The organism is Microbacterium lacusdiani (assembly GCF_054779895.1).
On the sequence record NZ_BAAGXJ010000002.1, the window covers coordinates 29,929 to 56,291 of the forward strand.

The window sequence follows — 26,363 nt, forward strand, 5'->3', positions numbered from 1 at the left end:
TCTCGGGCTGCTCGGCGTCGCCGCCACCGTGCACGAGGTGCGCGTCGACGGCTACGGCCGGGTCCGCACCGACCCCTCCCGCCTTCCCTGACGCCGGCCGTCGAGCGGAGCTCCGCTCAACGAGCGGGGGAGACCACGCGGTCGTAGATCGCGAGCATCGCCGCCGTGCGCGACGACTGCCGGAACTCCGCGCCGATGCCCGGGTCCGGCAGGGGAGCGGTGCCGGCCTCGATGTCGGCCGCGGCCCGTCGCAGCGCGGCCGCGAGGCCGCGCACGCGTCCCGGCTCGTCCGCGGGGGAGTCCGCGCGCCACACGCCGGCGCCGAGCTCGGCGGCGATGTCCGGGTCGCTCACGACGGACGGCGTGCCCAGCGACGCCGCCTCGAACGGCGTCATGCCCTGCGTCTCGAAGCCGATCGACGTCTGCACGAGCGCGTCGGCGTCCGCGAGACGGTGCAGCACCTGCTCGTAGGGCATCCGGCCGGCGAAGCGCACGGTGCGCTCGAGCCCGCGGCGGGCGACCAGCCGGCGCGCGGGCGCGAGCTGCGCGCCGCCGCCGATCACCTCGACCTCGCACGTCACGCCCGCCTCGGCCACGGCCTCCAGGAACGGCAGCAGACGCTTCTCGGGGCTCATCCGGCCCAGCCACACGAACCGCGGCGGGCCGGGGCGGCGCTCGGCCGGGACGTCGGCCAGCACCGCGTCGAGCAGCTCGTCGTCGATGCCGTTCCAGACCACGTCGACCGGGTCGAACACACCATGCCGCTCGAGGCGGCGCGCGAAGTGCGACGAGGGCGCGGTCACGGCCGCGGCCCCGATCGCGAGCCCCCGCAGGTGCGCCCACGCGTCCCAGCCGCGGACGGCTCCGCCCGGCAGACCCCGCAGGGCCACGCGTCGCCACGCGTTGAGCGCCCACAGCACCGCACCGGGCGTCGGGGTGTTGGCGGCCAGCCCGGCGTCGACGTGGTTGTGCATCGTGTGTACAGCCGGGAGCCCATGCCGGGCCGCGAAGCGGTAGCCGAGGAATCCGGCCCAGAAGTCCGCCTGCACGTGCACGAGGTCGACAGCGGGGCGCGCCTGCATCCCGCGATCGATCAGAGCGTCGGCCCGGCGGCCCGGCCACGAGAAGCCGTACTCGCGGTCGGCCGTGACGGGGATGGACGGCACGTCCAGGTAACCGGGATCATCCGGGTTGATCGCGGCGCGCGCCCCGTGCCGGCGCGGCGCGACGACCGTCACGGTGTGACCGGCGCGCTCCAGGAAGCGTCGCTGCAGCCGCATCGAGACCTGGGCGCCGCCGAGCGTCTCGACGTGCTGGTCCGCGAACATCACGATGTGCACGGCGTGGATCCGTTCCGGCCGTCAGACGGGAATGTTCTCGCCGCGGTACAGCGCCTCGAACGTGTCCAGCGTGCGGTTGATGTCGTGCACCACCACGCCGTCGAGCGAGGCCTGCTGCATGCGGCGGCGCTCGTCGGCGTCCGCCGTGAGCACGGTCGTGAGCTTGGCCGCCAGGTCGTCCGCGTCGCCCGGGCGGAACAGGTAGCCGTTCTCGCCGTCGTGCACGAGGTGCGGCAGCGCGACGGCGTCGGCCGCGACCACGGGGAGGCCCGAGGCCATGGCCTCCATGGTCGCGATGGACTGCAGCTCGGCGATCGACGCGATCGCGAACACGCTCGCGCGCGTGAGGGCGGCGCGCAGCTCCTCGTCCGGCACCCGCCCGTGGAACACCACGCGGTCCTCGATCCCCAGCTCCGCGGCGAGCGCCTGCAGCGCGTGCTCCTGGTCGCCGCCGCCCACGAGGTCGAGCCTCGCGTCGAGCGCCGGATCCAGCTTCGCGAGGGCGCGCAGGATGACGTCGACCTGCTTCTCGGCCGTCATGCGGCCGACGAAGACGATGCGGTTCTCCGTGCGCGGTGCGAGGTCGGCCGTGTACTGCGTGCGGTCGATGCCGCAGCTGATCGGGATCACGCCGCTGATGTCGATCTGCGCCTCGAGGAAGTCCGCGGCGCGGCGCGTCGGCGTCGTGACCGCCTCGGTCAGCGCGAACGTGCGCTTCGCGTCATCCCACGCCAGCTTCAAGAACAGCCGGTTGGCCCACTCGGGAAGGCGCGTGTGATCCAGGATGTTCTCCGGCATCACATGGTTGGTCGCGATGATCGGGATGCCCCGCTTGCGCGCCTCGCGCGCGAGGCCGCGTCCGATCACGATGTGCGACTGGATGTGCACGACGTCGGGCTTGACCGCGTCGAGCACGCGCCGCGCGTGGTGCTTCGAGCGCCACGGCCACACGAAGCGCAGCCACTCGTGCCACCAGAGCTTGGTCGACGGCAGGCGGTGCAGCGTCATCTGCTCGCCCTCGATCGTCTCGGTGCGAGGGTCCTCGAGCCTGTACACGGTGTTGGGCGCCACGACGTGGACGTCGTGGCCGCGCTGCACGAGGCCCGCCGCCAGGCGCTCCGCGAACCGTGCCGCGCCGTTGATGTCGGGGGCGAACGTGTCGCATCCGATCAGGATTCGCAGCGGCCGGCGGGCGGTGTCGCCGGAGGGGGAGGTTGTCACGTGCGGCCTCGTGCTTCTGTCAGGGGCGGCTGGGTCTCACGCGGCGGAGCCGGTGCGCCACGGACCGGGTCCGTGACGGCGAGGGAATACGAGGTCCGAGCCTATCCGACGCCTCCGCGCGAACCCGGGCGCCGTGCCGCCGTGCGGCGATGGCGCCGCCCGCGGTCAGGCCTGCGCGGCCCACCACTCGGTGAGCCGGCGCTCGGCCTCCTCCTCGCCCAGCACGCCCTCGTCGAGGCGCAGGTCGAGCAGGAACCGGTAGGCCTTGCCGACGGCGGGGCCGGGGGAGATGCCGAGCACCTCCTGGATGCGGTTGCCGTCGAGCTCGGGGCGGATCGCGTCGATCTCCTCCTGCTCGCGCAGCGACGCGATGCGCGCCTCGATGTCGTCGTAGGCGCGCGCAAGGCGCGTGGCCTTGCGCTTGTTGCGCGTGGTGACGTCGGCGCGGGTCAGGATGTGCAGGCGCTCCAGCCGGTCGCCCGCGTCCCGCACGTAGCGGCGCACGGCCGAGTCCGTCCACGCGCCCTCGGCGTAGCCGAAGAACCGCAGGTGCAGCTCGATCAGCTTCGAGACCGCGTCGATCGTGTCGCCGTCGTAGCGCAGGGCCTGCAGGCGCTTGCGGGCCATCCGCGCGCCGACCAGGTCGTGGTGGTGGAACGACACGGCTCCGCCCGGCTCGAGCTTGCGCGTGCGGGGCTTGCCGATGTCGTGCAGCAGCGCGGCCAGGCGCAGGGCGACATCCGGCTCCTGATCCGGGAAGCGCGCCTGCTCGTGCTCGATCGCCTGCGCGAGCACGGTCAGCGAGTGCTCGTAGACGTCCTTGTGGTGGTGATGCTCGTCGACCTCGAGTTTGAGCGCCGACACCTCGGGCAGGAACTCGTCGATCAGGCCCGTCTCGACCAGCACGCGGATGCCGCGGACGGGGTCCTCGGTCGCGAGCAGGCGGCTGAGCTCGCCCTGGATCCGCTCGGGGCTCACGATCGAGAGCGTCTCGCGCAGGTCCCGGATGGCGGCGAGCGTGCCGTCCTCGACCCCGAACCCGAGCTGGGAGGAGAACCGGGCGGCGCGCAGCATCCGGAGCGGGTCGTCGCCGAAGCTGATGCGCGGATCGATCGGCGTGCGCAGGACGCCGGCGAGCAGATCCTCGACCCCGCCGGTCGGGTCCACGAGCTTGACCTCCGTGACGCGCAGCGCCATGGCGTTGACCGTGAAGTCGCGGCGCACGAGGTCGGCCTCGAGCGTGTCCCCGAACTCCACGGTGGGCTTGCGGGTCACGCCGTCGTAGCTGTCGGCGCGATAGGTCGTGATCTCGACCTGCTCTCCCTGGACGCGGGCGCCGATCGTGCCGAACGCCCGGCCGATGTCCCACTGGGCCGTGGAGATGGGCGTGACGATCCGCAGGATGTCGTCGGGCCGCGCGTCGGTCGTGAAGTCGAGGTCGTGCGTGGCGCGGCCGAGCAGCGCGTCGCGCACCGGACCGCCGACGATCGCGAGGTCGTGTCCGGCGTCGGCGAACGCGCGGGCGAGCGTCGCGACCACCGGCGAGGCCGCGAGGTCGCCGAGGCGCGCGACACCGGCGGCCATGTTGAGCATGCGTTCCAGGGTAGTCGCGCGCGGCGCGCCCCCTCGGTCAGCGGGCGACGCGGTACTGCAGCAGCACGTGCCCCGTCGGCGCGGTCTCGGTGTGCTCGAGCCGCAGCGCAGTCTGCGGCAGGTCGGGCGGGGCGAAGCCCCATCCCGAGCCGATCAGCACGGGCACCACGCGCAGGCGCAGCACGTCGACGAGACCGGCGTCGAACAGGCCGCGCGTGAGCTCGAGGCTGCCCCACACCGCGATCGACGAGAACCGCTCGCGCAGAGCGGCGGCCTCGTCGAGCCCCGGGACCACGTCGATCTCGCCGTCGCCCCACGGCGCGCGGTCGAGCGTGCGCGACACGACGTGCTTGGGCAGTCGCGCGATCGGGACGGCGACGGCCTCGGTCGCCGGATCCGCCTCGGGCCAGTACGCGGCGAACATCTCGTACGTGCGGCGGCCGAGCAGGATGGCGTCGACGGTCTCCAGCCAGCGCATCTGGGCCGAGTCCGTGCGGTCGTCGTCCTCGAACGGCGCCGCCTCGAAGAACGACAGCCCGCCGTCCGGCTCCGCGGCGAACCCGTCGACCGACACGATCTGCTCCACCGTGATGATCCCCATCATCTGCCACCCCCGGGTGTCGGCGAACTCCCCCGGCGCCCACGATGCCCGGCCGCCGCATCCGGATCAAGCCCTCCCGCTCCCTCCCGCGGCTAGCCTGATGCCATGCGCGCGACTGTCTTCCACGGGCCCGGCGACGTCCGCTTCGAGGAGGTGCCCGACCCCGTCATCGTGGACCCCGGCAACGCGATCGTCCGCGTCGTCGCGGCCTGCGTGTGCGGCTCGGACCTGTGGCGCTACCGCGGCGTGACCGAGGCACCGCCGCGACCCGTGCGCATCGGCCACGAGTTCGTCGGCGTTGTCGAGGAGGTCGGCGCCGACGTGACCCGCGTCTCGCCCGGGGACTTCGTGATCGCGCCGTTCTACGACTGCGACATGACGTGCGCGAACTGCCGCAACGGGTTCAGCACGTCGTGCCTCGAGATCGGATGGTGGGGCGGCTCGGATCACGCCGGTCACCCGACCGACGGCGGCCAGGGCGAGTACGTGCGCGTGCCGCACGCCGACGGCTCCCTCACTGTGGTGCCGGGCGGGATGCCCGACGACGCGCTCGTCCCCGGTCTGCTGTCGCTCTCCGACGTCATGCTCACGGGGCATCACGCCGCCGTCTCGGCCGGGGTGCGGCCGGGATCCACGGTCGCGGTCGTCGGCGACGGCGCCGTGGGCCTGAGCGGCGTGCTCGCGGCGGCGCGGCTCGGCGCCGAGCGGATCGTCGCGATGTCGCGGCACGAGCCGCGGCAGGCGCTGGCGCGGGCGTTCGGGGCGACCGACGTGCTGGAGCAGCGCGGCGACGAGGGCATCGCGGCGGTCAAGGACCTGTTCGACGGCATCGGGCCCGACGCGGTGCTCGAGTGCGTCGGCACGAAGGAGTCGATGGACCAGGCCCTGCGCTCGGCGCGTCCGGGCGGCCAGGTCGGGTTTGTGGGCGTTCCTCACGGCGGCCCGGAGCTGCCGGTCCGCACGATGTTCAGCAGCAACGTGGGCGTGCGCGGGGGAGTGGCCCCCGTCCGGAACTACGTCGACGAGCTGCTGCCCGAGGTGCTGTCGGGCGCGATCGACCCCGGCCGCGTGTTCGACCTGACCCTGCCGATGGCGGAGGTCGCCGAGGCCTACGCCGCCATGGACGAGCGCCGCGCGATCAAGTCGCTGCTGCGGCCGTGACGGCCATCCTGCTCGCCCTGGCGAGCGCGGCCGCGTACGGGCTGTCCGACTTCCTGGGCGGCGTGCTCTCCAAGCGCGACAGCCCCTGGACCATCGCGCTGTGGGGGCAGATCGGAGCGCTCCTCGCGGCGGGCGCCGCTGCGCTCGCGATCGGCGGCGCCCCGGCTCCGGTCGACCTCGCGTGGGCCGCGCTGGCCGGCACCGGATCCGCGCTCGGCACGGCGTTCCTCTACCGCGGGCTCGCGGCGGGCCGGATGAGCGTCGTCGCGCCCATCTCGGCCGTCGTCAGCGCGGCCGTGCCCGTGGTGGCCGGGGTCGCCGCCGGCGAGCGGCCCGCGCCGCTCGTGTGGGGCGGCATCGCGGTCGGGCTCGTCGCGATCTGGCTCGTGGCGCGGGTGCCCCCGGCGCACGCCGCGTCTCGGACCGGAACCGCCGCGTCGATCCGGGACGGCGTCCTCGCCGGCCTCGGATTCGGCACGGCCTTCGCGGCGATCGGCCAGTTCCGGGAGGAGGCGGGACTCTGGCCCAACGCGCTCGCGATGCTCGTCGCGGTCGTCGTGCTCGCGGCCGGCGTCCTTCTCGTGCGGGCGGGGATCGCGCTGCCTCCGCGCCGCGCGGGGCTCGCGCTGCTCCCCGGAGTGCTCGGCGCCACGGCGCTGACCTTCTTCCTGTTCGCGACCCAGCACGGCCTGCTGACCGTGGTCTCGGTCATCTCGGCGCTCTACCCGGCCGCGACCGTGATCCTCGCCGCGCTCGTCCTGCGCGAGCGCATCCACCGCGGCCAGGCGGTCGGCCTCGCGGCGTGCGCGGTCGCCGTCGCGCTTGTCGCCGCCGGCTGATCCGCCTCAGGACAGCCGCAGGAACCCGTCCACGATCAGGTCCCGCACGCGCGGCAGCAGCTCGGCCCGCAGCGCCGCGCCGTCGACCTCGAGCAGGTCCGCGATCGCCGCGATCAGCGGGCCCACCGGCAGGTCGCCGTCGCACGCGCCCACCAGGGCGGCGAGCCCCGGGTCGGCCTGCAGCGCACGGCCGAACCCGCCGCCCTGCCGCAGCTCGATCACCTGCGGATCCGCGACGCCCGGCAGGTGATGCCGCGCCTCGGTGACGTCCGGGGCGGTGCGGAGCGTGGCCTCGGCGAGCGCGTCGTCGTCCATCGCGACGAGCCGGTCGTGCGCGGCGAGGGCCTCCGCGAGGTGGATGCCGAGGCCGCCCTCCGACGGGATCGGCTGGGGCACGCGCTCGTATCGCGCGAGGGTCGGCTCATCCGCCGCCCGTCGCAGCAGCACGTACCCGAAGCCGATCGCGCTCACGCCGCGCTCGGCGAAGTCGTCCAGCCAGGCGCCCAGCAGCGCGTCGTGCCGCGCGGAGCCCGGCACCGTCCCGCCGTCGCGGATCCACATCTCCGCGTACTGGATGGGATCGAGCTGCTCGCGCTCGACGACCCAGGCGTCCAGCGGGACATCCGACGACTCGATCCACGCGCGCACGCGGTCGAGCCCGTCGACGCCGCCGCGGGTCTCCCAGTTGCCCAGCAGCTGGGCGACGCCGCCGGGCTCGAGGACGGCGCCGACGCCGGCGATCACCTTCTCGACCAGCGCATCCCCGACCATCCCGCCGTCGCGGTACTCGTAGTCCGGCACGCCCAGGGCGCGCGGCGTGATCACGAACGGCGGATTGGAGACGACGCGGTCGAACGTCTCGCCCGCGACCGGATCGAAGAGGCTGCCGTGCCGGGTCTCCACCCGGCCGCCCTCGGCGTTGAGCAGTGCGTTCAGGCGCGCGAACGCGAGCGCGCGCTCGGAGAGGTCCGTCGCGACCGCGGAGTCGGCGTACCGCAGGGCGCGCAGCGCCTGCACGCCGCACCCGGTGCCGAGGTCGAGCACGCGCCCCGCGGGCGTCGGCAGCTGCAGGCCGGCCAGCGTGAGCGAGGCCCCGCCGACGCCGAGCACATGGTCCTCGGCGAGCGCCCCGCCGCCGATCGCGAGCTCGTCCAGGTCGCTCGCGAACCACCACTCGCCCGCGCCCTCGCTGTCGAGGTACGACTGGGGCCGGACGATCGCGCGCGGCTCGACCGCATCGCCCGCGACCTCGGCCAGGCCGAGCGACTGGAGGCCGCGGGCGCCGAGGCGCGGCAGCGCCGCATCCACCGCCGGCAAGGGCTGCGCGATGCCGAGCACCAGCAGCCGTCCGAGCGTCGCGAGCGCATCCGACCTGCCGCCGAGCGCGCGCAGCGCCGGGACCCTCAAGCCGCGCCCGATCGCGTCGTCGGCCTCGACGCCCCACGCGGCGCGCAGCGCCTCCGAGCGGAAGCGCGCGGCCGCCAGGTCGCTGGCGAGCGCGGAGCACAGGGCGGCATCGGGGTTCGGGGTCACGGTCCCATTCAACCCCGTGCCGTGTCTCACTTCCGCGCGGAATCGCCCCTGGATTCCGCGCCGAACTGAGACATGGAAGGGGCAGAAAACGGATCTTGCACTCTCACCCCGAGAGTGCTAAAACGGAATTGAGTCCTCATGACTCAGGTCTGAATCGCCACGAGCAGACAGGAGGAGGAATCACGATGGCGATGTTCTTCGACCCGTTCCGTGAGTTCGACCGCGTGGCCGAGCAGCTGTTCGACCGGCAGGGTCCGCGGCTGATGCCGATGGACCTGTACCGCGACGGCGACCACTACGTCCTGAGCGCCGACCTGCCGGGCATCGACCCGGGCAGCGTCGACATCGACGTGGACGGCCAGCTGCTCACCATCCGCGCCGAGCGCACCGCCCGCAGCGCCGAGGGCGTGAAGTGGATCACCCGCGAGCGCGCCACGGGCTCGTACCTGCGCCAGCTCAACCTGGGGCAGGGCATCGACACGGCCGGCATCTCGGCGACCTACGACAACGGCGTGCTGAGCGTGCTCATCCCGATCAGCGAGAAGGCCAAGCCGCGCAAGATCGAGGTCCAGCGCTCCATGACCGCGTCGCAGGACGTCACGCCCGAGCTGACGGCGTAGCCCGCGCAGACGAGGAGGGACCCGGCCGTCGGCCGGGTCCCTCCTCGCGTGCCGGGGGGCGTCAGACGTCGCGGCGCGCACCCTCCGAGGGCACGACCGTGAAGGCATGGGGGGCCGCGAAGCCGCGGTCCGCGAACGCGGCGGTCGCGGCCTCGGCCACGGCGTCGACGCGCGCCTCGTCGACCAGGGCGATGGCCGCTCCGCCGAAGCCGCCGCCCGTCATGCGGGCGCCGACCGCGCCCTCGGCGAGCGCGGTCTCCACGGCCGTGTCGAGCTCGGGCACCGAGATCTCGAAGTCGTCCCGCATCGAGGCGTGCGACGCGACCAGCAGGTCGCCGATGGCGCGCGGCCCCTGAGCGCGCAGGGTCTCGACCGTGTCGAGCACGCGCTGGTTCTCGGTGACGATGTGCCGGATGCGGCGGAACGTCACGTCGTCGAGGAGCTCGCGCGCGCGATCCAGCTCCGCGACGGTCACGTCGCGCAGCGCGGGCACGCCCATGGCGGCCGCGCCCCGCTCGCACGCCTCGCGGCGCTCGCGGTAGCCGCCGGTCGAGTGCGAGTGCTTGACCCGCGTGTCGATCACGAGGAGCGAGAGCCCCTCGCGCGCGAAGCCGAGGTCGACCGACTGGGTCTCGAGGCTGCGGCAGTCGAGGAACGTCGCGGCGTCCGCGCGGCCCATGATCGACGAGACCTGGTCCATGATCCCGGTGGGGGCGCCGACCGCCTCGTTCTCGGCGCGGCGCCCGACGCGCGCCATGTCGAGGGGCGCGAGGCCGAGGCCCCACAGCTCGTCGAGCGCCGAGGCCACGGCGCCCTCGATGGCCGCCGACGACGACAGGCCCGCGCCGATCGGCACATCCGACGCGATCGCGATGTCCACGCCCGGCACGTCGGCCGCGGCGCGGCCGGATGCGGCGAGCGCGGCCCAGGCCACGCCCAGCGCGTACGCGGCCCACTCGGGCACGACGCCGCCCGTCACCGCGTGACCGGCGGGGCCGTCGAACGTCGCGGCGAGCTCGGCGACGGGCAGCTCGACGGGCTGCTCGGCGAACGTCGACACCACGCGGACCACGCCGTCGCCGCGCGTGGCCGCGGCGGCGTAGGTGCGGTGCTGGATCGCGAAGGGCAGCACGAAGCCCTCGTTGTAGTCGGTGTGCTCGCCGATCAGGTTCGCGCGGCCGGCCGACGACCACACGCCGGCGGCGGGGGATCCGGCGACCCGGGCGAAGAGCTCCTGAGCCTGGACGAGGGCGGTCACGCCTCGACCCCCGCGGCCTGGTCGGCCTCGGCGATCGCGATGCGCAGGCGCTCCGCGGACTGCTCGGGCGGCACGTCGCCGATCCACGCGCCCATCGCGGCCTCCGAGCCCGCGAGGAACTTGAGCTTGTCGGCCGCGCGACGCGGCGACGTGAGCTGCAGGTGCAGGCGGGCGCTGTCGCGGCCGACCTCGACCGGTGCCTGGTGCCACGCCGCGATGTACGGGGTCGGCGTCGTGTACAGGGCGTCGACACCGCGCAGCAGGCGCAGGTAGAGCGGCGCGAGCTCGTCGCGCTCCTCGGCCGTGAGCTCGGCGAAGTCGGCCGCGTGGCGGCGCGGCGCGAGGTGCACCTCGACGGGCCAGCGCGCGGCGAACGGCACGTAGCCGATCCAGTGCTCGCCCTCGACGACGACGCGGGGTCCCGCCGACTCGAACTCGATGATGCGGTCGAACAGGTCCGCGCCCTCGCGCTCGATCGACGCCAGCAGCAGCTGCGTGCGCGGCGTGACGTAGGGGTAGGCGTAGATCTGGCCGTGCGGGTGCTGCAGCGTGACGCCGATCTCCTCGCCGCGGTTCTCGAACACGAACACCTGTCGCACGCCGGGCAGCGCCGACAGCGCGGCCGTGCGGTCGGCCCAGGCCTCGATCACGGTGCGCGCGCGCGTGACCGACTGCGTGCCGAACGAGCCGGTGCGCTCCGGGCTGAAGCACACGACCTCGCAGCGGCCGACCGAGGTGCGCGAACGGCCGAGGCCGGGGGCGTTCAGGTCGTCCAGGCCGCGCGGAGCGTCCTCCGCCGCGGGAGCGTCGCCGAACGCCTCGTCCAGCGCGGGGCCGAAGGAGGGCGAGCGGTTCTCGAACACCGCGACGTCGTACGACGACGGCAGCTCCGACGGGTTCGTCGGCGTCTGGGGCGCCAGCGGGTCCAGGTCGGCCGGGGGCAGGTGCGCGCGGTTCTGGCGCGCGGCCGCCACCGAGATCCAGTCGCCGGTCAGCACGTCCCGGCGCATGGTCGCCGTCGCGGGGCGCGGGTCGAGCTCGCGCTCGTCGACGCGGCGCTCGGGCGGCAGCGTCGTGCCCGGGTCGTCGTAGTAGATCAGCTCGCGGCCGTCGGCCAGGCGGGCCGGGCGGCGCACGACGCCGGCGCCCAGCTCCGTCGCGGGCAGGTCGGGGGTGTGCGTCATGGGGATCCTTCGGGAGATGCGGCGCATGTTGACGTCAACATGCATGATAGAGGTAGAACGCCGAGAGGCGGTACACGAGGTTTCGATCGAAGGAGAGCAGGATGGCGCGCAGCGTGTCGGCCGCCGACGTCGCGCGGCTCGCGGGCGTCTCGGGGCAGACGGTGTCCCGCGTGGCCAACGGCGCCGCCAACGTGGACCCCACCACCCGCGCGCGGGTCGAGGCCGCCATGGCCGAGCTCGGCTACCGCCCCAACCGGGCCGCCCGCGCGCTGCGCACCGGCCGCACGCGCACGATCGGCGTCCTCGTCCGCACCCTCGCCACGGTCGGCAACGCCCGCGTGCTCGAGGCCGTGGTCGCGGCCGGGGCCGCGCGCGACCACGCCGTGCTGGTCCTGACCCTCGCGGACGACACACCCGGATCGGCGCAGGCGGCGTTCGCCGCGCTGTCGGATCACCGCGTCGACGGCGCGATCGCGCTCAACGAGGCGACGCCGACCGTGCGGGCCGCCGGTGCCGCCGCCTTCCCGCTGGTCGCCGTCGACTCGGCCCCGGCGCCCAGCCTGATCGCGATCGAGTCGGACCACGCCGGGGGAGCGGCCGCCGCCGTCGCCCGCCTCCGGGATGCGGGTCACGCCACGGTGCACCACCTCGCGGGCCCCGCGGGCTCGTATGCCGCGGACGAGCGAGAACGCGGCTGGCGCGAGGCGCTCGGCGCCCCGGCACCCGAGCCGCTCCGCGGCGACTGGTCGGCGCGCTCCGGCTACGAGCGCGGTGTCGCGCTGGCCGCCGACCCCGAGGTCACCGCCGTGTTCGCCGGGAACGACCAGATGGCGCTGGGCCTGCTGCGGGCGCTGCGCGAGGCCGGCCGCCCGGATGTCGCGGTGATCGGCTTCGACGACGTGGTCGACGCGGCCGACTACCAGCCGCCGCTCACCACGGTCGCGCAGGACTTCGACGCACTCGGCGACGCCGCCGTCGCCCTGCTGATCGACCGGCTCGAGGGCCGTCCCGTGCCCGAGCGCACCGTCATCCCGACCCGCCTGGTGGCGCGCGCGAGCGGCTGAGGCCCGACCGCCTCGCCGAGTCGCGGCGCATCCGGGATGCACACAGGCGCCTCCGTAGAATCGAGAGGATCCGCGACCCGGTCCGGCGGCGAGACCCGCCGGCGACATCCGGGATGCGATCCACACGCATATGACGACGGACCTCCCCCGGCGCCAGGCCGAACCCCGCAGACGGCCGCTCGCCCCTCTCCCCGCGGCGGCGTTCGCCGTGCTCCTCGGGCTGGCCTGCGCGGCGCCCGCCCACGCGGCGGTCGAGCCGGACGAGCCGACGGCCGATCTCACGCTCGCGCCCGCCGCGCAGGGATTCCTGCGGCCCGGTGCCTCGCTGACCACGACGCTCACGGTCGAGAACGCCTCGACGGAGCCGATCGAGGGCGCGACCGCGACCCTCTCGATCGGCCGCACGCCCCTCGCGGACCGCACGCAGCTGCGCGCGTGGCTCGACGGGACGACCCAGGGCGTCACGCTGACCCCCGCGGGCACGGCGCCGGCCGAGGACCTCGCCCCCGGGGCGCAGGACACGGTCGGGATCGCCGTTCCCGCCGACCACGAGGCGCTCGAGGGGCTGCGGCCCGGCGTGTACCCGATCCGGGCGCAGCTCGGCGATGCCACGGCCGAGAGCGTCGTGGTGATCGAGGACGAGAGCGAGCCGGTCGGCCTGGTCGTCCCCATCACGGCCGCGCCGCAGTCGTCGGGTCTGCTCGGGGCCGAGCAGCTCGCGGAGCTCACCGCGCCCGAGGGCGCGCTCACCGCCCAGCTCGACGCGGTCGCGGGCACCGAGGCCATCCTCGCGATCGATCCCGCGATCCCGGCGGCGATCCGGGCGCTGCGGGACACGGCACCCGAGAGCGCCGTGGAGTGGCTCGACCGCCTCATGGTCATGCCGAACGACCGCTTCGCGCTGCAGTTCGCGGACGCCGACGTCGCGGCCCAGCTCCAGGCCGGGCTCGAGACGTCGCTGTCGCCGATCTCGCTCGAGGCGTACCTCGCGGCGCCCCCGCAGCCGGATCCGACGCCCACGCCGACCGAGACGGTCGCGGGGGCGCCCGACCCGGAGGAGGAGCTCGACCTCGACGCGCTGCTCGACATCGGCGACGCCGAGCCCTCGATCCACTGGCCCATGCCCGGGGCCGTGGGTCCCGGCGTCCTCGACGCGCTGCGGACGCCGGATCCCGACGCGATCGCGCTCGTCCCGTCCGACGCGACGACGCAGGGTGCCGACGGATCCGCGGTGCCGGCCCGCGGCGACGGCCTGCTGATCTACGACGCGGGCGTCACCGCGGCGCTCGACGACGTGGCCGGGGCGACCGGCGAGCCCGCGCGGGACGCCGCCGCGGTCGCGGCGAGCGCGGAGCTGTGGTTCGCGGGCGAGCAGGCGGGGGATGCGCCGCTCCTCGTCGCGCTCGACCGCGGGGCCGGGCTGACCGACGAGGACGGCGCGGACGACGCCGCGGCCGACCTCGTCGATCGGCTCAGCGCGGCCGTGGACGTCGTGACGGGCAGCGCCGCGATCGACGCGCAGCGCCTGCCGCAGCTGCTCGACGCCGCGCCGGCGGCCGTGACGCCGGCCGAGCCGTCCGCGGACGAGAGCCGGGCGGCCTTCGTCACCGAGACCATCGAGTCCGAGAAGCGCATCGCCCGCACGGCCACGGTGCTCGAGGACCCGACCCTGCTCACGGGCCAGGTGCGCGCCGAGGCGCTGCACGTGCTCTCCGTCGGCTGGGACGGCGAGCGCTCGGCGTGGGAGGACGCGGTCGCGGCCTTCCGCGAGCGCACCGGAGAGCGCGCGAACGCCGTGGGCATCGAGCCCCCCGCCACGGTCCAGCTGATCAGCGCGGGTGCGAACCTGCCCGTCTGGATCCGGAACGACCTCCCGTACGAGGTGACGGTCACGCTCGTCGCCCGCCCGGACGATCCGCGTCTCGACGTGGTCGAGTTCACGCAGGTGGTGGCGCAGCCGAGCAGCAGCACGACGATCGAGGTCCCGGTCGAGGCCCGGGTCGGAAACGGCGACGTCGACATCGAGCTCAGTCTGCTGAGCCCCGAGGGCGAGCTGATCGGCCCCGTGCAGACCGTGGAGGTCACGGTGCGCGCCGACTGGGAGCGCATCGGCATCATCGTGCTCGTCGCCCTCGTCGTCGGCCTGATCGGCACGGGCATCGTGCGCACCGTGCTGCGCCGGCGCCGCGCCGCGGCGGCCGAGCCGACCGGATCCTCCGGGACCGACGACGAGCCCTCGAAGGGACCGGATGCATAGCCTCGGACGCGCGAGCGCCATGATCGCGGCCGGCACGCTCGTCTCGCGCGTGACCGGCCTGATCCGCACCACCGTGCTCGTCGCCGCGATCGGCGCCTTCGGGCACGCGTCCGACGCGTTCACGATCGCCAACCAGCTCCCGAACTACGTGTTCCAGGTGATCTCGGCCGGCCTCATCACGGCCGTGCTGGTCCCCCAGGTGGTGAAGTGGAGCGGCCGCGAGGACGGCGGTCGCGAGCACCTCTCCAAGCTGTTCACGCTCGGCACGGTCGTGCTCCTCGTGGTGACGGCGCTCGCGATGCTGGCGGCGCCATGGCTCATCCGGCTCTTCGGCGCCGACTACACGCCCGACCAGATCGCGCTCGGCACGGCGTTCGCGTACTGGTGCCTGCCGCAGGTGTTCTTCTACGGCATGTTCGCGCTCATCGGCGAGACCCTGAACGCACGCCGCGTCTTCGGCCCGTACGCGTGGGCGCCGATCGTCAACAACATCGTGTCGATCGTGGGCTTCGCGGTCTTCATCGCCGTCTTCGGCGGCGAGCGCAGCGAGGTCGGCGAGTGGGACCCGACGATGATCGCCGTGCTCGGCGGGGTCACCACGTTCGGCATCGTGGCCCAGACGCTCGTCCTGGTGGTGTTCTGGCGCCGGACCGGCCTGCACCTGCGTGCCGACTTCCACTGGCGCGGGATGGGGCTCGGCGAGATCCGCTCGCTCGCGGGCTGGAGCTTCGCGATGCTGCTCGTGGGCCTCGTGGTGTCGACCGTGCAGCAGCAGGTGATCTCGGCCGCCTCGGGTGACGACGCGTCGGCGACCGTGTGGTTCAACGCGTGGCTCGTCTTCATGCTGCCGTACTCGATCATCGTGATGTCGATCGGGACGCCGTACTTCACGCAGCTGTCGGAGCACGCCTCGGCCGGGCGCGACGACGAGGTCCGCGGCGACATCCAGCGCAGCATCCGCACGCTCGGCCTGCTCGTCGTGATCGCGGCCGTGGCGCTCATCGTCGCGGCCGTGCCCGCGTCGCGCATCTTCACCGGCAGCGCGGGGGAGGCCGTCGCGGCGGCTCCCGTCCTGATCGGATTCCTCGCGAGCCTGGTGCCCCTGGCCGTGCAGTTCGTCGTCCAGCGCACGTTCTACGCGTACGGCGACACCCGCACGCCGTTCTTCTTCACGCTGTTCCAGGCCCTGATCGCCATCACCCTCGCCCTGCTGATGCCGCTCGTCGTGTCCGAGGACCACCTCACCGCCGCCGTCGCGCTGTGCCAGTCGCTGTCGAGCATCGCGCAGGCCGTGCTCGCCGGCTGGCTGCTGCGCCGCCGGCTCGGGCCGCTCGGGATGGGCGGGTCGCTCTGGGCCCTCACCCGCTTCACGTCGGCGGCGATCCCCGCCGGCGCCGCGGCCTTCGGCGTGTACCTGCTGGCCGGCGGCCCGGGCGGATGGATGGCGGCGGACGGCATCGACGGGATGCCGGGCAAGCTGCTGGGCGCGGTCGGCACGGGCGTGGTCGGCCTCGTCGCCCTCGTGATCTACGTCGCCGTGCTGGCGCTGTTCCGCGCGCCCGAGCTGCGCACCGCCGCGGGCCTCCTCGGCCGCCTCCTCGGGCGCTGACCCGCGACCATCTCGGGAGCGCTCCCACTCACCGGGATGACGCGGGCATACATGCCCTTGTGACGCCCCGGGCGCCTCATTAGCGTGCGAGACACCGTGCGCACCGCGCCGGAGCATGACCACGAGTACGAGGGGGTACCGTCACGTGTCGTTCCTGGACAGGCAGCACACCATCGCCCCGCCCGGATACAGCCGATGGCTCATCCCCCCGGCGGCGCTGGCCATCCACCTCTGCATCGGGCAGGCCTACGCGACGAGCGTCTACAAGAACGCGCTGGTCGCGCACTTCGACACCTCGCTCACGGCGATCGGGATCATCTTCTCGATCGCCATCGTCATGCTGGGGGTCTCGGCGGCCCTGCTCGGCACGTGGGTCGAGAGGGTCGGCCCGCGCAAGGCGATGTTCACGTCGGCGTGCTTCTGGGCATCCGGGTTCCTGATCGGGGCGCTCGGCATCGCGACGTCGCAGCTGTGGCTCGTGTACCTGGGCTACGGCGTGATCGGCGGCATCGGCCTCGGCATCGGCTACATCTCGCCGGTGTCGACGCTGATCAAGTGGTTCCCCGACCGGCCGGGGCTCGCGACCGGCATGGCCATCATGGGCTTCGGCGGCGGCGCGCTGGTCGCCTCCCCGGTCTCGCGGCAGCTGATGTCGCTGTACGACCCGGCGTACGACCCGGCCGACTCCACGTCGGTCGCCTCCGGATCGGCCGTCGCGATGCTGTTCCTGACGCTCGGCATCGTGTACTTCCTCGTCATGATGATCGGCGTCTTCAACGTGCGCACGCCCGCCCCCGACTGGAGGCCGGCCGGATGGGATCCCGCCAGCATCAAGAGCAAGCCGCTCGTCACCACGGCGCACGTGTCGGCGCGCAACGCGCTCCGGACGCCCCAGTTCTGGATGCTGTGGATCGTGCTGTTCTGCAACGTGACCGCCGGCATCGGGATCCTCGAGCAGGCGAGCCCGATGATCCAGGACTTCTTCCGCACGGGCGAGGCGTCGCTCGTGACCGCGACCACGGCGGCGGGCTTCGTGGCGCTGCTGTCGCTGTTCAACATGGCGGGCCGGTTCGTGTGGTCGTCGATCAGCGACTTCATCGGCCGCAAGCCGATCTACATGGTCTACCTCGGCGTGGGCGTCGTGCTGTACACGCTGCTCGCGCTCGTGGGAGCGAGCAGCACGCTGCTGTTCGTCGCGCTGGCGGCGGTCATCCTGTCGTTCTACGGCGGCGGGTTCGCGACCATCCCGGCGTACCTGCGCGACCTGTTCGGCACGTTCCAGGTGGGCGCCATCCATGGGCGCCTGCTCACCGCCTGGTCGGCGGCGGGCATCGCGGGGCCGCTCATCATCAACGGCTTCCTGGACGCGCAGGGCGAGCCCGGCCAGCTGGTGGCGGCGGACTACCGCCCCGCCCTCCTGACCACGGTCGGCGTGCTCGCGGTGGGCTTCGTGGCGAACCTGCTGGTCCGGCCCGTCGCGGCCCGGTTCCACGAGCCGGCGGCCGCCGCGACGGCCGAGCCGCCCGCCGTGGCCCACGCGGGCGCCGCCGCACGGAGCGCGGCGACGACGATCGACGACGAGGAGGGCCGATGACCAGGACCGAGATCCCGGCCGACGCGCCGGAGCAGCGCGGACAGACGATGCGACTGGTGCTCTCGTGGCTGATCGTGGGGATCCCGCTCGCGTACGCGCTCATCCAGACGATCTCCTCGGTGATGCCGCTGTTCGCGGGCTGAACCGCGCGCATCGCACCTGGATGGGCGCCGCGTCAAGCCTCTATTAGTGCACTCAGGGCTCGTGGTTCTCTGATGTCCCCCGGCGAGGGCCGGGGCACACAGCAGAGAGCGAGGTCGGACATGAGCACCACCGACCACGGCACGCGGCGCTTCGCGGAGACGCCCGTGCAGAAGGCGGCCTTGGTCTTCGGGATCGTCTTCTTCATCGTCGGGCTCGGCGGATTCATCCCCGGGCTGACGCAGGACGTCGAGAGCCTCCAGTTCGCGGGCCACGAGTCGCACGCGATGCTGATGGGGGTCTTCCAGGTGTCGATCCTGCACAACATCGTGCACCTGCTCTACGGAGTGGTCGGCGTCCTGGCCGCCCGCACGTTCGGCGGAGCCAAGCAGTTCCTCATCTGGGGCGGCGCCGTATACGCGCTGCTGTGGCTGTACGGACTGGTGGTGCCGGACGAGCACGCGGCCAACTTCGTGCCGCTGAACGCCGCCGACGACTGGCTGCACTTCGTGCTGGCCGCCGCGATGATCGCTCTGGGCGTCCTCCTCGGTCGCCGCACGGCGCACGCGACGCACGATCGCCACTGACGCGCACACACCCGCAGCCCCGGTCGCCCGCAAACGACCGGGGCTGCGACTCGTATCGATAGATGTTGGTCTATGGAATAGCCCGCGCGTACCATGTGTTGTGGCAGTTGGAACCCCGCCCGACATCACACTCTGGAGGCCTCGTGCGACAGCTCATCATCATCGGATCGGGTCCGGCCGGATTCACCGCCGCGATCTACGCGGCCCGGGCGAACCTGAGCCCCCTCGTCGTGGCCAGCTCGGTCGAGGTGGGCGGTGAGCTGATGAACACCACCGAGGTCGAGAACTTCCCAGGGTTCCCCGAGGGCATCATGGGCCCCGAGCTCATGCAGAAGATGCAGGAGCAGGCCGAGAAGTTCGGCGCCGAGATCCGCTACGACGACGTGACGGAGCTCGACCTGTCGGGCGACGTCAAGAAGGTCACGCTCGGCAGCGGCGCCGTCGAGGAGGCGCAGGCCGTGATCTTCGCGACCGGCTCGGCCTACCGGAAGCTGGGCCTCCCGGGCGAGGAGCGCCTGTCCGGCCACGGCGTCTCGTGGTGCGCCACGTGCGACGGCTTCTTCTTCCGCGAGAAGACCATCGCGGTCGTCGGCGGCGGCGACTCGGCCATGGAGGAGGCGACCTTCCTCACCAAGTTCGCGTCGAAGGTCTACGTGATCCACCGCCGCGACACGCTCAAGGCCTCCAAGATCATGCAGCAGCGCGCCCTGGCGAACGAGAAGATCGAGTTCATCTGGAACGCCGAGGTCGCCGACATCCTGGGCGAGTCGGCCGTCGAGGGCGTCACGCTGCGCGACACCGTCACGGGCGAGACGCGCGACCTGGCGCTCGAGGGCCTGTTCGTCGCGATCGGCAACGACCCGCGCACGCACCTCGTGCACGACCAGCTCGAGCTGACCCCCGAGGGCACGATCGCCGTGATCGGCCGCACCTCGCGCACGTCGGCCTCGGGCGTGTTCGCGGCGGGCGACGTCATCGACCCGACCTACCGCCAGGCCGTCACGGCCGCGGCGAGCGGCACGGTCGCCGCGCTGGACGCCGAGCACTTCCTGGCGTCGCTGGGCGACGCCGGCGAGCCGGCCCCCGCCGAGGACCAGCTCGTCGAGGCCTGAGAGGCCGCGGAACAACCACAGCCCCTCCCGCGTTGCGGGTGAAGACGCACTTCCCACCGAAGGAGATCCACATGACCGCCAAGGCCACCACCTCGGCCACGTTCGAGCAGGACGTCCTGCAGGCCGACGGCCCCGTGCTCGTCGACTTCTGGGCCGCGTGGTGCGGCCCGTGCCGCATGGTCGCGCCGGTGCTCGACGAGATCCAGGCCGAGAACCCCGACAAGATCACGATCCTCAAGCTCAACGTCGACGAGAACCCGGATCTGGCCATGAAGTACCAGATCACGTCGATCCCGGCCATGAAGGTCTTCAAGAACGGCGAGGTCGCCACCACGATCATCGGCGCCAAGCCGAAGTTCGCGCTCGAGCAGGACCTCGCGGAGTTCCTCAAGTAAGGACCCGCACCTCACGAAGCCCCGGCCCCGCGCCGGGGCTTCGTCGTTCCCCGTGCGACGGATCAGCGCCCGTCGACGACGCGGACGACCGCATCCCAGCGGCGGTGCGTGTTCTCCTGGCCGATCAGGCGCCAGACCGCGCGGGTCAGCTCCGGGTACTCGGCGGCGATCAGGCGCAGCAGGCGCTGATTGCGAGCGGCCGTGGGGCGCAGGCCGCCGTCCGCCTCGATGTGCTCCGCTCGGAGGGTGAAGACGACGAGCTCGTCGACCGTCGGCAGGTCCTCCATGAACTCCCAGGGGTCCTCGCCGCCGCGCAGCCGCTCGTGGATGAGCGTCGCGAGCTCGTCCGCGGCCTCGGCGCGCAGCACCTCGACGCTCGCGCGTCGGCGGGGGAGTTCGGCGGGCTCGCTCACCATACAAGGCTACGCGCGCACGCCTGGACGGGATCCGGATGCCCCACTCTGTGGAGAGCGCGCGATCTCGGCACCGAGATCACATCCATCCGGCGAGAGGACATCCATCCTCGTGTGATCTCGCGCGCCCGATGTGACGTGGACGGAGCGGATGTGATCTCGAGCAGCGGGATGCCCGCGCTCAGCGGCGAGCGGAGTAGAGGAGCTCGGGCCGGCCGGCGTGGCCGTAGCGCGGCTCGCGGGCGGCGAGCCCGGCCTCGACCAGCCGCTCGAGATAGCGGCGGGCGCTGACCCGCGACATCCCCAGGCTCTCGCCCAGCTCGGCGGCCGAGACGGGTTCGGTCTGCGCCTCGAGCGCCTCGGCGACGCGCTCCAGCGTGAGCGGGGAGACGCCCTTGCGCTGACCTGCGGACGCGAGCGCGTCCCGGCGCAGCAGCGCATCGACCGCGGACTGGTCCAGCGGAGCGCCGGCGACCAGCGCGGCATCGCGCTCGTGCGCCCTCCAGACGTCGTCGAGCCGCTCGTGCAGGGCCTGCATGGGGAAGGGCTTCACGAGGTAGTGGTGCACGCCGTGGGCGCGGGCGAGCCGGACCGTCTCGAGGTCGCGTGCCGCGGTCACCGCGATCACCTCGACGCGCGACCCGGCCGCGCGCGCCCGCCCCAGCACCGTGACGCCGGAGATGTCCGGCAGGTACACGTCGAGCAGCATGACGTCGGGCTCGAGCTCGGCGAGCGCGCGCAGCGCCTCCGTGCCTGTCGACGCGACGCCCACGACCTCGTACCGCGGATGGCGCTCGACGAAGCCCCGCGTGACGTGCGCCACCGCGAAGTCATCCTCGACGATGAGCGCCCGCAGCCGCGTCACGACAGCGCCTCCTCGCGACGGGCGGGCGCGGGAGATCCGCTCGCCGGCAGCGCCACGACGAAGCGCGCGCCGCCCGCGGGGGAGCCGCCCACCTCCACCGTGCCGCCCAGCCGCTCCACGATGCGCGCGACGAGCGTGAGCCCGTATCCGCGACGCCCACCCCGGTCCTTCGTCGAATAGCCGAGCGAGAATACGTCGTGCCGGCGGTCCTCCGGCACTCCGGGACCGTCGTCGTCGACCACGATGTCGATCCGGTCCTCCCCGCCCTGGATGCGCACGGTGACCGTGCCGCCGCGGCCGGCGGCGTCCATGGCGTTGTCGAGGAGGTTGCCCACGACGGTCACGAGATCTCCACCCTCACCGCGGCCCTGAGCGAGGTGCGAGTCGCGCGTGATGGTCAGGGCCACCCCCAGCTCGCGCGCACGCGCCCGCTTCGCGAGCAGCAGTGCGGCCAGCTCGATGTCGTGTATGCCGTCATGGGCATCCACTCGCGTGATCGCCCCGCCGTCGCCGCTGCGCTCGATCACCCGCATGGCGGCGTCGGTCTCGCCGAGCTCGATCAGCCCGCCGAGCGTGTGCAGCGTGTTGGCGAACTCGTGCTGCTGCGCCCGGAGGCCCTCGGTGAGGCTCTGCGCGCCCGCGAGCTCCTGCAGCGCGCGATCCAGCTCCGTGCGGTCGAGCAGGATCACCACGGTGCCCACGTCGCGGCCGTGCACCCGCACGGGCGCGGCCCGGGCGACGAGCACCCGCTCGCCCGACAGCACGAGCCGCTGCGGCGCCTCGCCCGCCCTCACCTCGTCCAGCAGCCCGGCGAGGTCGTCCTCGAGCAGGTCGGCGGCCGCCACTCCGATCGCGTCCGCCGGCGATTCCAGCCCGAGCAGGCGCGCCGCGGCATCGTTGCACAGCGACACCCGCCCGTCGTCGTCGAAAGCCACGAGGCCCTCCCGGATGCCGTGCAGCGTCGCCTCCCGGGTCTCCAGCAGCCCGCGGATCTCGTCCGGCTCCAGACCGTAGATGCGCCGCCGCACCATGCGCGCCACGCCCGTCGCGGCGACGACGCCGATAACGGTGGCCGCGCCGAGCGCCAGCAGGAAGCCGGTCATGTCGGCCAGGAAGTCCGCGCGGAGGTCCGACTCCAGGATGCCGACCGACACCTGGCCCATGACCTCGCCGTCGCCGTCGAACACCGGGACCTTGACGCGCCAGGACTCGCCGAGGGTGCCGGTCTGCGTTCCCACGTACATCTCTCCCGACAGCGCGACGCTCGGATCCGTCGACACGACCTCGCCGATCAGGTCGGGGTTCGGGTGCGAGTACCGGATGCCCTCGTCGTCCGTGACGACGACGTACGCGACGTCCGAGGCGTCGCGGATCAGCTCGGCGATCGGCTGGATCACGGCGGAGGGATCCGGATCGTCGTACGCCTCCAGGATCGTGGGAAGCTGCGCGACCGACTGGGCGACCGCGATCATGCGCTCCTGGGATGCCTCGCGGATCTGCCGCTCCTGCGTCCAGAGGGCGGCGAGTCCGACGGTGAGCACGACCGCGAGCACGATGACGACCTGCAGCAGCACGAGCTGCGTGCGGAGCGTCATCGCCTTCATCACGCGGCCCATCGTAGGCGAGCGCGCCGCGACCGGACCCGGGCGGCCGGGGGACCGAAACGACCGAAAGTCCCCGTTGCGAACGCAAGCCGCGCAGGCCCCGGCGACCGCCCTAGGCTCCGGACATCCCGCTCGCGGCGTCGACGCCGCGCGACACAGGACTGGACTCGAGGAGGAGCCCATGACACAGCACACCCGTACGCCCGCCCGCCTCATCGCCGGCGCGTTCCTCGGCGCCGCGGCGCTCGCCCTGACCGCGTGCTCCGGTGCCGGCGGCGGCACCGCGGGAGGCGGCGGCGAGGAGCCGGCCGCCATCCAGAGCGTGTCGGTCATCGCCCCCGCCGACCCGGGCGGCGGCTGGGACCAGACCGCGCGCGCGGCCGCCGAGGCCCTCACCTCTGCCGGGCTGGTGTCGTCCGCGCCGGTCACGAACATCGGCGGCGCCGGCGGCACCATCGGCCTCGCGTCGCTCGCGACCGAGACCGACCCGAACACCCTGATGATCACCGGCAGCGTCATGGTCGGCGCGGTCGAGACCAACCAGTCCGAGAACCGCATCGAGGACATGACGCCGATCGCGCGCCTCACGGAGGAGCCGCTCGTGCTGGTCGTCCCCGGTGACAGCGAGTACGACACGCTCGACGACTTCCTGTCCGACTGGGCCGAGCAGGGCGCGTCACTGCCCATCACGGGCGGCTCCTCGGGCGGCATCGACAACATCCTCGCGGCGCAGCTGCTCGAGGACGCCGGCGTCGAGGACGTCGTCGGCTCGCTCAACTACATCGCGAACGCGGGTGGCGGCGAGGCCGTGACCCTGCTCCTGAGCGGCCAGGTCGCGGCCGGCATCTCGGGCGTCGGCGAGTTCGCCGAGCAGATCAAGGCGGGGGAGCTGAAGGCGCTGGCCGTCTCGTCGGCGGAGCCCGCGGCGCTGCTCCCGGACGTCCCGACCCTGCAGGAGCAGGGCGTGGACATCGCGCTGACGAACTGGCGCGGCCTGATCGCGCCCGGCGGCATCGAGGACGCGCAGAAGGAGGCGCTCGTCGGCCTCGTCACCGACCTCCACGAGACCGAGGAGTGGACCGAGACCCTCGAGACGAACGGATGGACCGACGCCTTCCTCACGGGCGACGACTTCTCGTCGTTCCTCGAGGAGGACATCGCCACGACGCAGGACACGCTGCGCACACTGGGGATCATCGAGTGATGATCGAGCCTCCGATCACGACGGGCACCGCGGCCGCTTCGGCCGCGGTGCCCCGCGCACGCAGGTGGGGTGAGCTCGGCTTCATCGGCGTCATCCTCGTGTTCTCGATCGTCGCCCTCGTCATGACGGAGACCATCCGGGAGCCGGTCGGCTCGTCGAACGTGCTGGGCGCGCGCGTGCTGCCGTATGCGATCAACGGTTTCATGCTCGTCACGTCGATCGCCGCCGCGATCGCCGTGCTGCGCGGAGACGTCGGCGCCCCCGAGGACAGCGAGGACCTGGACCACGACGCGCCCACCTCGTGGCGCACCGTGCTGCTGGTGGTGCTGTCGTTCGCGTCCCTGATCGTCACGATCCCGTATGCGGGCTGGCCCGTCGCGGTGACGATCCTGTTCGCGGGCGCGTCGCTCGCGCTGGGCGCACGGTCCTGGTGGAAGGCCCTGATCATCGGCGCCGTGCTCGGCGTCGTGACCTACGTCGTGTTCGGCGAGCTGCTGGGTCTCTCGCTGCCCCTGTTCGGATCGGCCTGGTGAGGGGTTCCCCATGGACAGTCTGAATCTGCTGCTCGAGGGCTTCGCGACCGCGATCCAGCCCGCATACCTGCTGTACGCGTTCCTCGGCGTGCTGCTCGGCACGGCGGTCGGCGTGCTGCCCGGCATCGGGCCCGCCATGGCGGTGGCGCTGCTGCTCCCGCTCACCTACACGCTGGACGTGACGTCGGCGATCATCATGTTCGCCGGCATCTACTACGGCGGCATGTACGGCGGGTCGACGACGTCGATCCTGCTCAACACACCGGGGGAGTCGTCCTCGATCGTCACGGCGATGGAGGGCAACAAGATGGCGCGCGCGGGTCGCGCGGCCGCCGCGCTCGCCACCGCCGCGATCGGGTCGTTCGTCGCCGGCACGCTCGCGACGGTCGGCCTCACCTTCTTCGCGCCCGGGATCGCCCAGTTCGCGAAGACCTTCGGGCCGGCCGACTACTTCGCGCTCATGATCGTCGCGTTCCTCACGATCGGCGCCCTGCTGGGCGGCAGCCCCGTGCGGGGCATGGTGTCGCTCGCCGTCGGCCTCTTCCTCGGGCTGGTCGGCACCGACACCCTGACGGGTCAGGCGCGTTTCACGTTCGGCATTCCCAACCTGGGCGACGGCATCGACGTCGTGATCATCGCCGTGGGCCTGTTCGCGGTCGGCGAGGCGCTGCACATCGGCTCCCGCCTGCGGCACAGCACGCCGCCCGTGCGCCCGGTGTCGGGCAGCTGGCGGTCGTGGATGTCCAAGAGCGACTGGAAGCGGTCGTGGAAGCCGTGGCTGCGCGGCACCGCGATCGGGTTCCCGATCGGGTCGATCCCGGCGGGCGGCGCCGACGTCGCGACCTTCCTGTCGTACGCCACCGAGAAGAAGCTCACGCGCGAGCCCTATCGGCAGCAGTTCGGCAAGGGAGCGATCGAGGGCGTCGCGGGCCCGGAGGCCGCGAACAACGCCGCGGCGGCGGGCGTTCTCGTGCCGCTGCTCACGCTCGGCATCCCGACCACCGCGACCGCGGCAGTCATCATCTCGGCGTTCACGACCTACGGCATCCAGCCCGGCCCGCTGCTGTTCGAAAATCAGTCCGCGCTCGTGTGGGCGCTCATCGCGAGCCTTTACATCGGCAATGTGGTGCTCGTGGTCCTGAACCTGCCGCTGGTGGGCCTGTGGGCGAAGGTGCTGCAGATCCCGCGGCCGTATCTCTACGCGGGGATCCTGGTCTTCGCCGGCCTCGGGGCCTACGCCGCCAACTTCCAGGTCTTCGACATCGCCGTGCTGCTGCTGCTCGGTGTGATCGGCTTCTTCATGCGCCGCCACGGATATCCCGTCGCACCGATGGTCGTCGGCGGCATCCTGGGGCCGATGGCCGAGGAGCAGCTGCGCAAGGCGATGGCGATCAGTCAGGGCGACCCGTCGATCCTGGTCCGCAGCCCTGTCTCGATCGTCATCTACGTCGCGCTGGCGCTGCTCCTGATCGGCGGATTCTGGCTGCGCCGCCGCCAGGCTCGCTTCGAGGCCGCGATCCCGGATGTCGACACGACGACGATCCGCGCGGTGGACGCGGAGATCGCGAGGCAGCTGGGTCGCGACTGACGATCCCGCGTGGGAGGGCGCTGGAGCGGTCGATCCGCCCCAGCGCC

The 26,363-nt window shown here is 73.1% G+C and carries 24 protein-coding genes; 14 read left to right on the forward strand and 10 right to left on the reverse strand.

Translation table 11 applies throughout. The features are described 5' to 3' along the window. Window positions 1–116: 116 nt before the first annotated feature. The 4 genes from ACYVGN_RS01645 to ACYVGN_RS01660 all read right to left on the reverse strand — a co-directional run bounded on the left by ACYVGN_RS01645 (window position 117) and on the right by ACYVGN_RS01660 (window position 4,758). On the reverse strand, window positions 117–1,340 hold the full coding sequence (locus ACYVGN_RS01645; RefSeq protein ID WP_055989142.1) for a glycosyltransferase: 1,224 nt from the start codon (window positions 1,338–1,340) through the stop codon (window positions 117–119). 21 nt (window positions 1,341–1,361) lie between these two features. Next, window positions 1,362–2,561 (reverse strand): glycosyltransferase, encoded by a 1,200-nt coding sequence (locus tag ACYVGN_RS01650; RefSeq protein WP_055989139.1) that lies wholly within the window; start codon window positions 2,559–2,561, stop codon window positions 1,362–1,364. Window positions 2,562–2,726: 165 nt separating this feature from the next. Continuing rightward, a complete protein-coding gene (locus tag ACYVGN_RS01655) occupies window positions 2,727–4,154 on the reverse strand; it encodes a CCA tRNA nucleotidyltransferase (protein ID WP_460788363.1) in 1,428 nt (475 codons plus the stop codon). Between the two features lie 37 nt (window positions 4,155–4,191). Beyond that, complete coding sequence (locus ACYVGN_RS01660) at window positions 4,192–4,758, reverse strand: dihydrofolate reductase family protein (RefSeq protein ID WP_134746470.1); 567 nt, start codon at window positions 4,756–4,758, stop codon at window positions 4,192–4,194. A gap of 102 nt (window positions 4,759–4,860) precedes the next feature. On the opposite strand from ACYVGN_RS01660, the gene ACYVGN_RS01665 reads away from it, so the two are divergent. Beyond that, on the forward strand, window positions 4,861–5,916 hold the full coding sequence (locus tag ACYVGN_RS01665; RefSeq protein WP_460788365.1) for a zinc-dependent alcohol dehydrogenase family protein: 1,056 nt from the start codon (window positions 4,861–4,863) through the stop codon (window positions 5,914–5,916). Then, a complete protein-coding gene (locus ACYVGN_RS01670; RefSeq protein ID WP_460788367.1) occupies window positions 5,913–6,755 on the forward strand; it encodes an EamA family transporter in 843 nt (280 codons plus the stop codon). Before ACYVGN_RS01665 ends, ACYVGN_RS01670 begins: the two co-directional genes overlap by 4 nt. Window positions 6,756–6,761: 6 nt before the next feature. On the opposite strand, the gene ACYVGN_RS01675 is transcribed toward ACYVGN_RS01670, so the two are convergent. Then, window positions 6,762–8,288, reverse strand: coding sequence for a DUF7059 domain-containing protein (locus ACYVGN_RS01675; protein WP_460788369.1), 1,527 nt, complete (start codon window positions 8,286–8,288; stop codon window positions 6,762–6,764). 185 nt (window positions 8,289–8,473) lie between these two features. Here ACYVGN_RS01675 and ACYVGN_RS01680 point away from each other — a divergent pair, with 185 nt between their 5' ends. Next, complete coding sequence (locus ACYVGN_RS01680) at window positions 8,474–8,908, forward strand: Hsp20/alpha crystallin family protein (RefSeq protein ID WP_055988749.1); 435 nt, start codon at window positions 8,474–8,476, stop codon at window positions 8,906–8,908. A gap of 61 nt (window positions 8,909–8,969) precedes the next feature. Here ACYVGN_RS01680 and galK read toward each other — a convergent pair whose 3' ends face one another. Both galK and galT read right to left on the reverse strand, forming a co-directional pair. Further along, on the reverse strand, window positions 8,970–10,166 hold the full coding sequence (gene galK / locus ACYVGN_RS01685) for a galactokinase (RefSeq protein ID WP_460788371.1): 1,197 nt from the start codon (window positions 10,164–10,166) through the stop codon (window positions 8,970–8,972). Then, entirely contained in the window at window positions 10,163–11,350 is a 1,188-nt protein-coding gene (galT, locus tag ACYVGN_RS01690) for a galactose-1-phosphate uridylyltransferase (protein WP_460788372.1), read from the reverse strand. Before galT ends, galK begins: the two co-directional genes overlap by 4 nt. A gap of 101 nt (window positions 11,351–11,451) precedes the next feature. On the opposite strand from galT, the gene ACYVGN_RS01695 reads away from it, so the two are divergent. From ACYVGN_RS01695 to trxA, 8 genes are all read left to right on the forward strand, one after another. Continuing rightward, a complete protein-coding gene (locus tag ACYVGN_RS01695; RefSeq protein WP_134746587.1) occupies window positions 11,452–12,414 on the forward strand; it encodes a LacI family DNA-binding transcriptional regulator in 963 nt (320 codons plus the stop codon). 130 nt (window positions 12,415–12,544) lie between these two features. Then, window positions 12,545–14,671 (forward strand): DUF6049 family protein, encoded by a 2,127-nt coding sequence (locus ACYVGN_RS01700; RefSeq protein WP_460788374.1) that lies wholly within the window; start codon window positions 12,545–12,547, stop codon window positions 14,669–14,671. Continuing rightward, the gene (murJ, locus tag ACYVGN_RS01705) at window positions 14,664–16,280 is read left to right on the forward strand and encodes a murein biosynthesis integral membrane protein MurJ (protein WP_460788376.1); all 1,617 of its coding nucleotides are present in this window, start codon (window positions 14,664–14,666) and stop codon (window positions 16,278–16,280) included. Before ACYVGN_RS01700 ends, murJ begins: the two co-directional genes overlap by 8 nt. A 145-nt stretch (window positions 16,281–16,425) precedes the next feature. After that, a complete protein-coding gene (locus ACYVGN_RS01710) occupies window positions 16,426–17,874 on the forward strand; it encodes an OFA family MFS transporter (RefSeq protein WP_460788378.1) in 1,449 nt (482 codons plus the stop codon). Continuing rightward, entirely contained in the window at window positions 17,871–18,017 is a 147-nt protein-coding gene (locus ACYVGN_RS01715; RefSeq protein ID WP_460788380.1) for an MFS transporter small subunit, read from the forward strand. Before ACYVGN_RS01710 ends, ACYVGN_RS01715 begins: the two co-directional genes overlap by 4 nt. A 120-nt stretch (window positions 18,018–18,137) precedes the next feature. Then, window positions 18,138–18,602, forward strand: coding sequence for a DUF4383 domain-containing protein (locus ACYVGN_RS01720; protein WP_460788382.1), 465 nt, complete (start codon window positions 18,138–18,140; stop codon window positions 18,600–18,602). Between the two features lie 143 nt (window positions 18,603–18,745). After that, window positions 18,746–19,714: a thioredoxin-disulfide reductase gene (trxB, locus tag ACYVGN_RS01725; protein WP_460788383.1), complete on the forward strand. Its 969-nt coding sequence runs from the start codon at window positions 18,746–18,748 to the stop codon at window positions 19,712–19,714. A gap of 71 nt (window positions 19,715–19,785) precedes the next feature. Further along, window positions 19,786–20,109, forward strand: coding sequence for a thioredoxin (gene trxA / locus ACYVGN_RS01730; protein WP_055988757.1), 324 nt, complete (start codon window positions 19,786–19,788; stop codon window positions 20,107–20,109). A 62-nt stretch (window positions 20,110–20,171) separates the two neighbouring features. Here trxA and ACYVGN_RS01735 read toward each other — a convergent pair whose 3' ends face one another. The 3 genes from ACYVGN_RS01735 to ACYVGN_RS01745 form a co-directional block, all read right to left on the reverse strand. Next, window positions 20,172–20,522, reverse strand: a complete 351-nt coding sequence (locus ACYVGN_RS01735; RefSeq protein WP_374198166.1) for a tryptophan synthase subunit alpha — start codon at window positions 20,520–20,522, stop codon at window positions 20,172–20,174. 181 nt (window positions 20,523–20,703) lie between these two features. After that, window positions 20,704–21,387 carry a response regulator gene (locus tag ACYVGN_RS01740; RefSeq protein WP_134746595.1) on the reverse strand — a complete coding sequence of 228 codons (684 nt, stop codon included), beginning with the start codon at window positions 21,385–21,387 and terminating at the stop codon, window positions 20,704–20,706. After that, on the reverse strand, window positions 21,384–22,991 hold the full coding sequence (locus ACYVGN_RS01745; RefSeq protein WP_460788451.1) for an ATP-binding protein: 1,608 nt from the start codon (window positions 22,989–22,991) through the stop codon (window positions 21,384–21,386). Before ACYVGN_RS01745 ends, ACYVGN_RS01740 begins: the two co-directional genes overlap by 4 nt. Window positions 22,992–23,172: 181 nt before the next feature. Between ACYVGN_RS01745 and ACYVGN_RS01750 the strand changes: the two genes are divergently transcribed. The 3 genes from ACYVGN_RS01750 to ACYVGN_RS01760 are packed head-to-tail and all read left to right on the forward strand — an operon-like array spanning window position 23,173 to window position 26,316. Beyond that, the gene (locus ACYVGN_RS01750) at window positions 23,173–24,195 is read left to right on the forward strand and encodes a Bug family tripartite tricarboxylate transporter substrate binding protein (RefSeq protein ID WP_460788385.1); all 1,023 of its coding nucleotides are present in this window, start codon (window positions 23,173–23,175) and stop codon (window positions 24,193–24,195) included. Next, window positions 24,195–24,728 carry a tripartite tricarboxylate transporter TctB family protein gene (locus ACYVGN_RS01755; protein WP_460788387.1) on the forward strand — a complete coding sequence of 178 codons (534 nt, stop codon included), beginning with the start codon at window positions 24,195–24,197 and terminating at the stop codon, window positions 24,726–24,728. The genes ACYVGN_RS01750 and ACYVGN_RS01755 overlap by 1 nt, the downstream gene beginning before the upstream one ends. Before the next feature lie 10 nt (window positions 24,729–24,738). Then, window positions 24,739–26,316 carry a tripartite tricarboxylate transporter permease gene (locus ACYVGN_RS01760; RefSeq protein WP_055988761.1) on the forward strand — a complete coding sequence of 526 codons (1,578 nt, stop codon included), beginning with the start codon at window positions 24,739–24,741 and terminating at the stop codon, window positions 26,314–26,316. The last annotated feature ends 47 nt before the right edge of the window (window positions 26,317–26,363 follow it).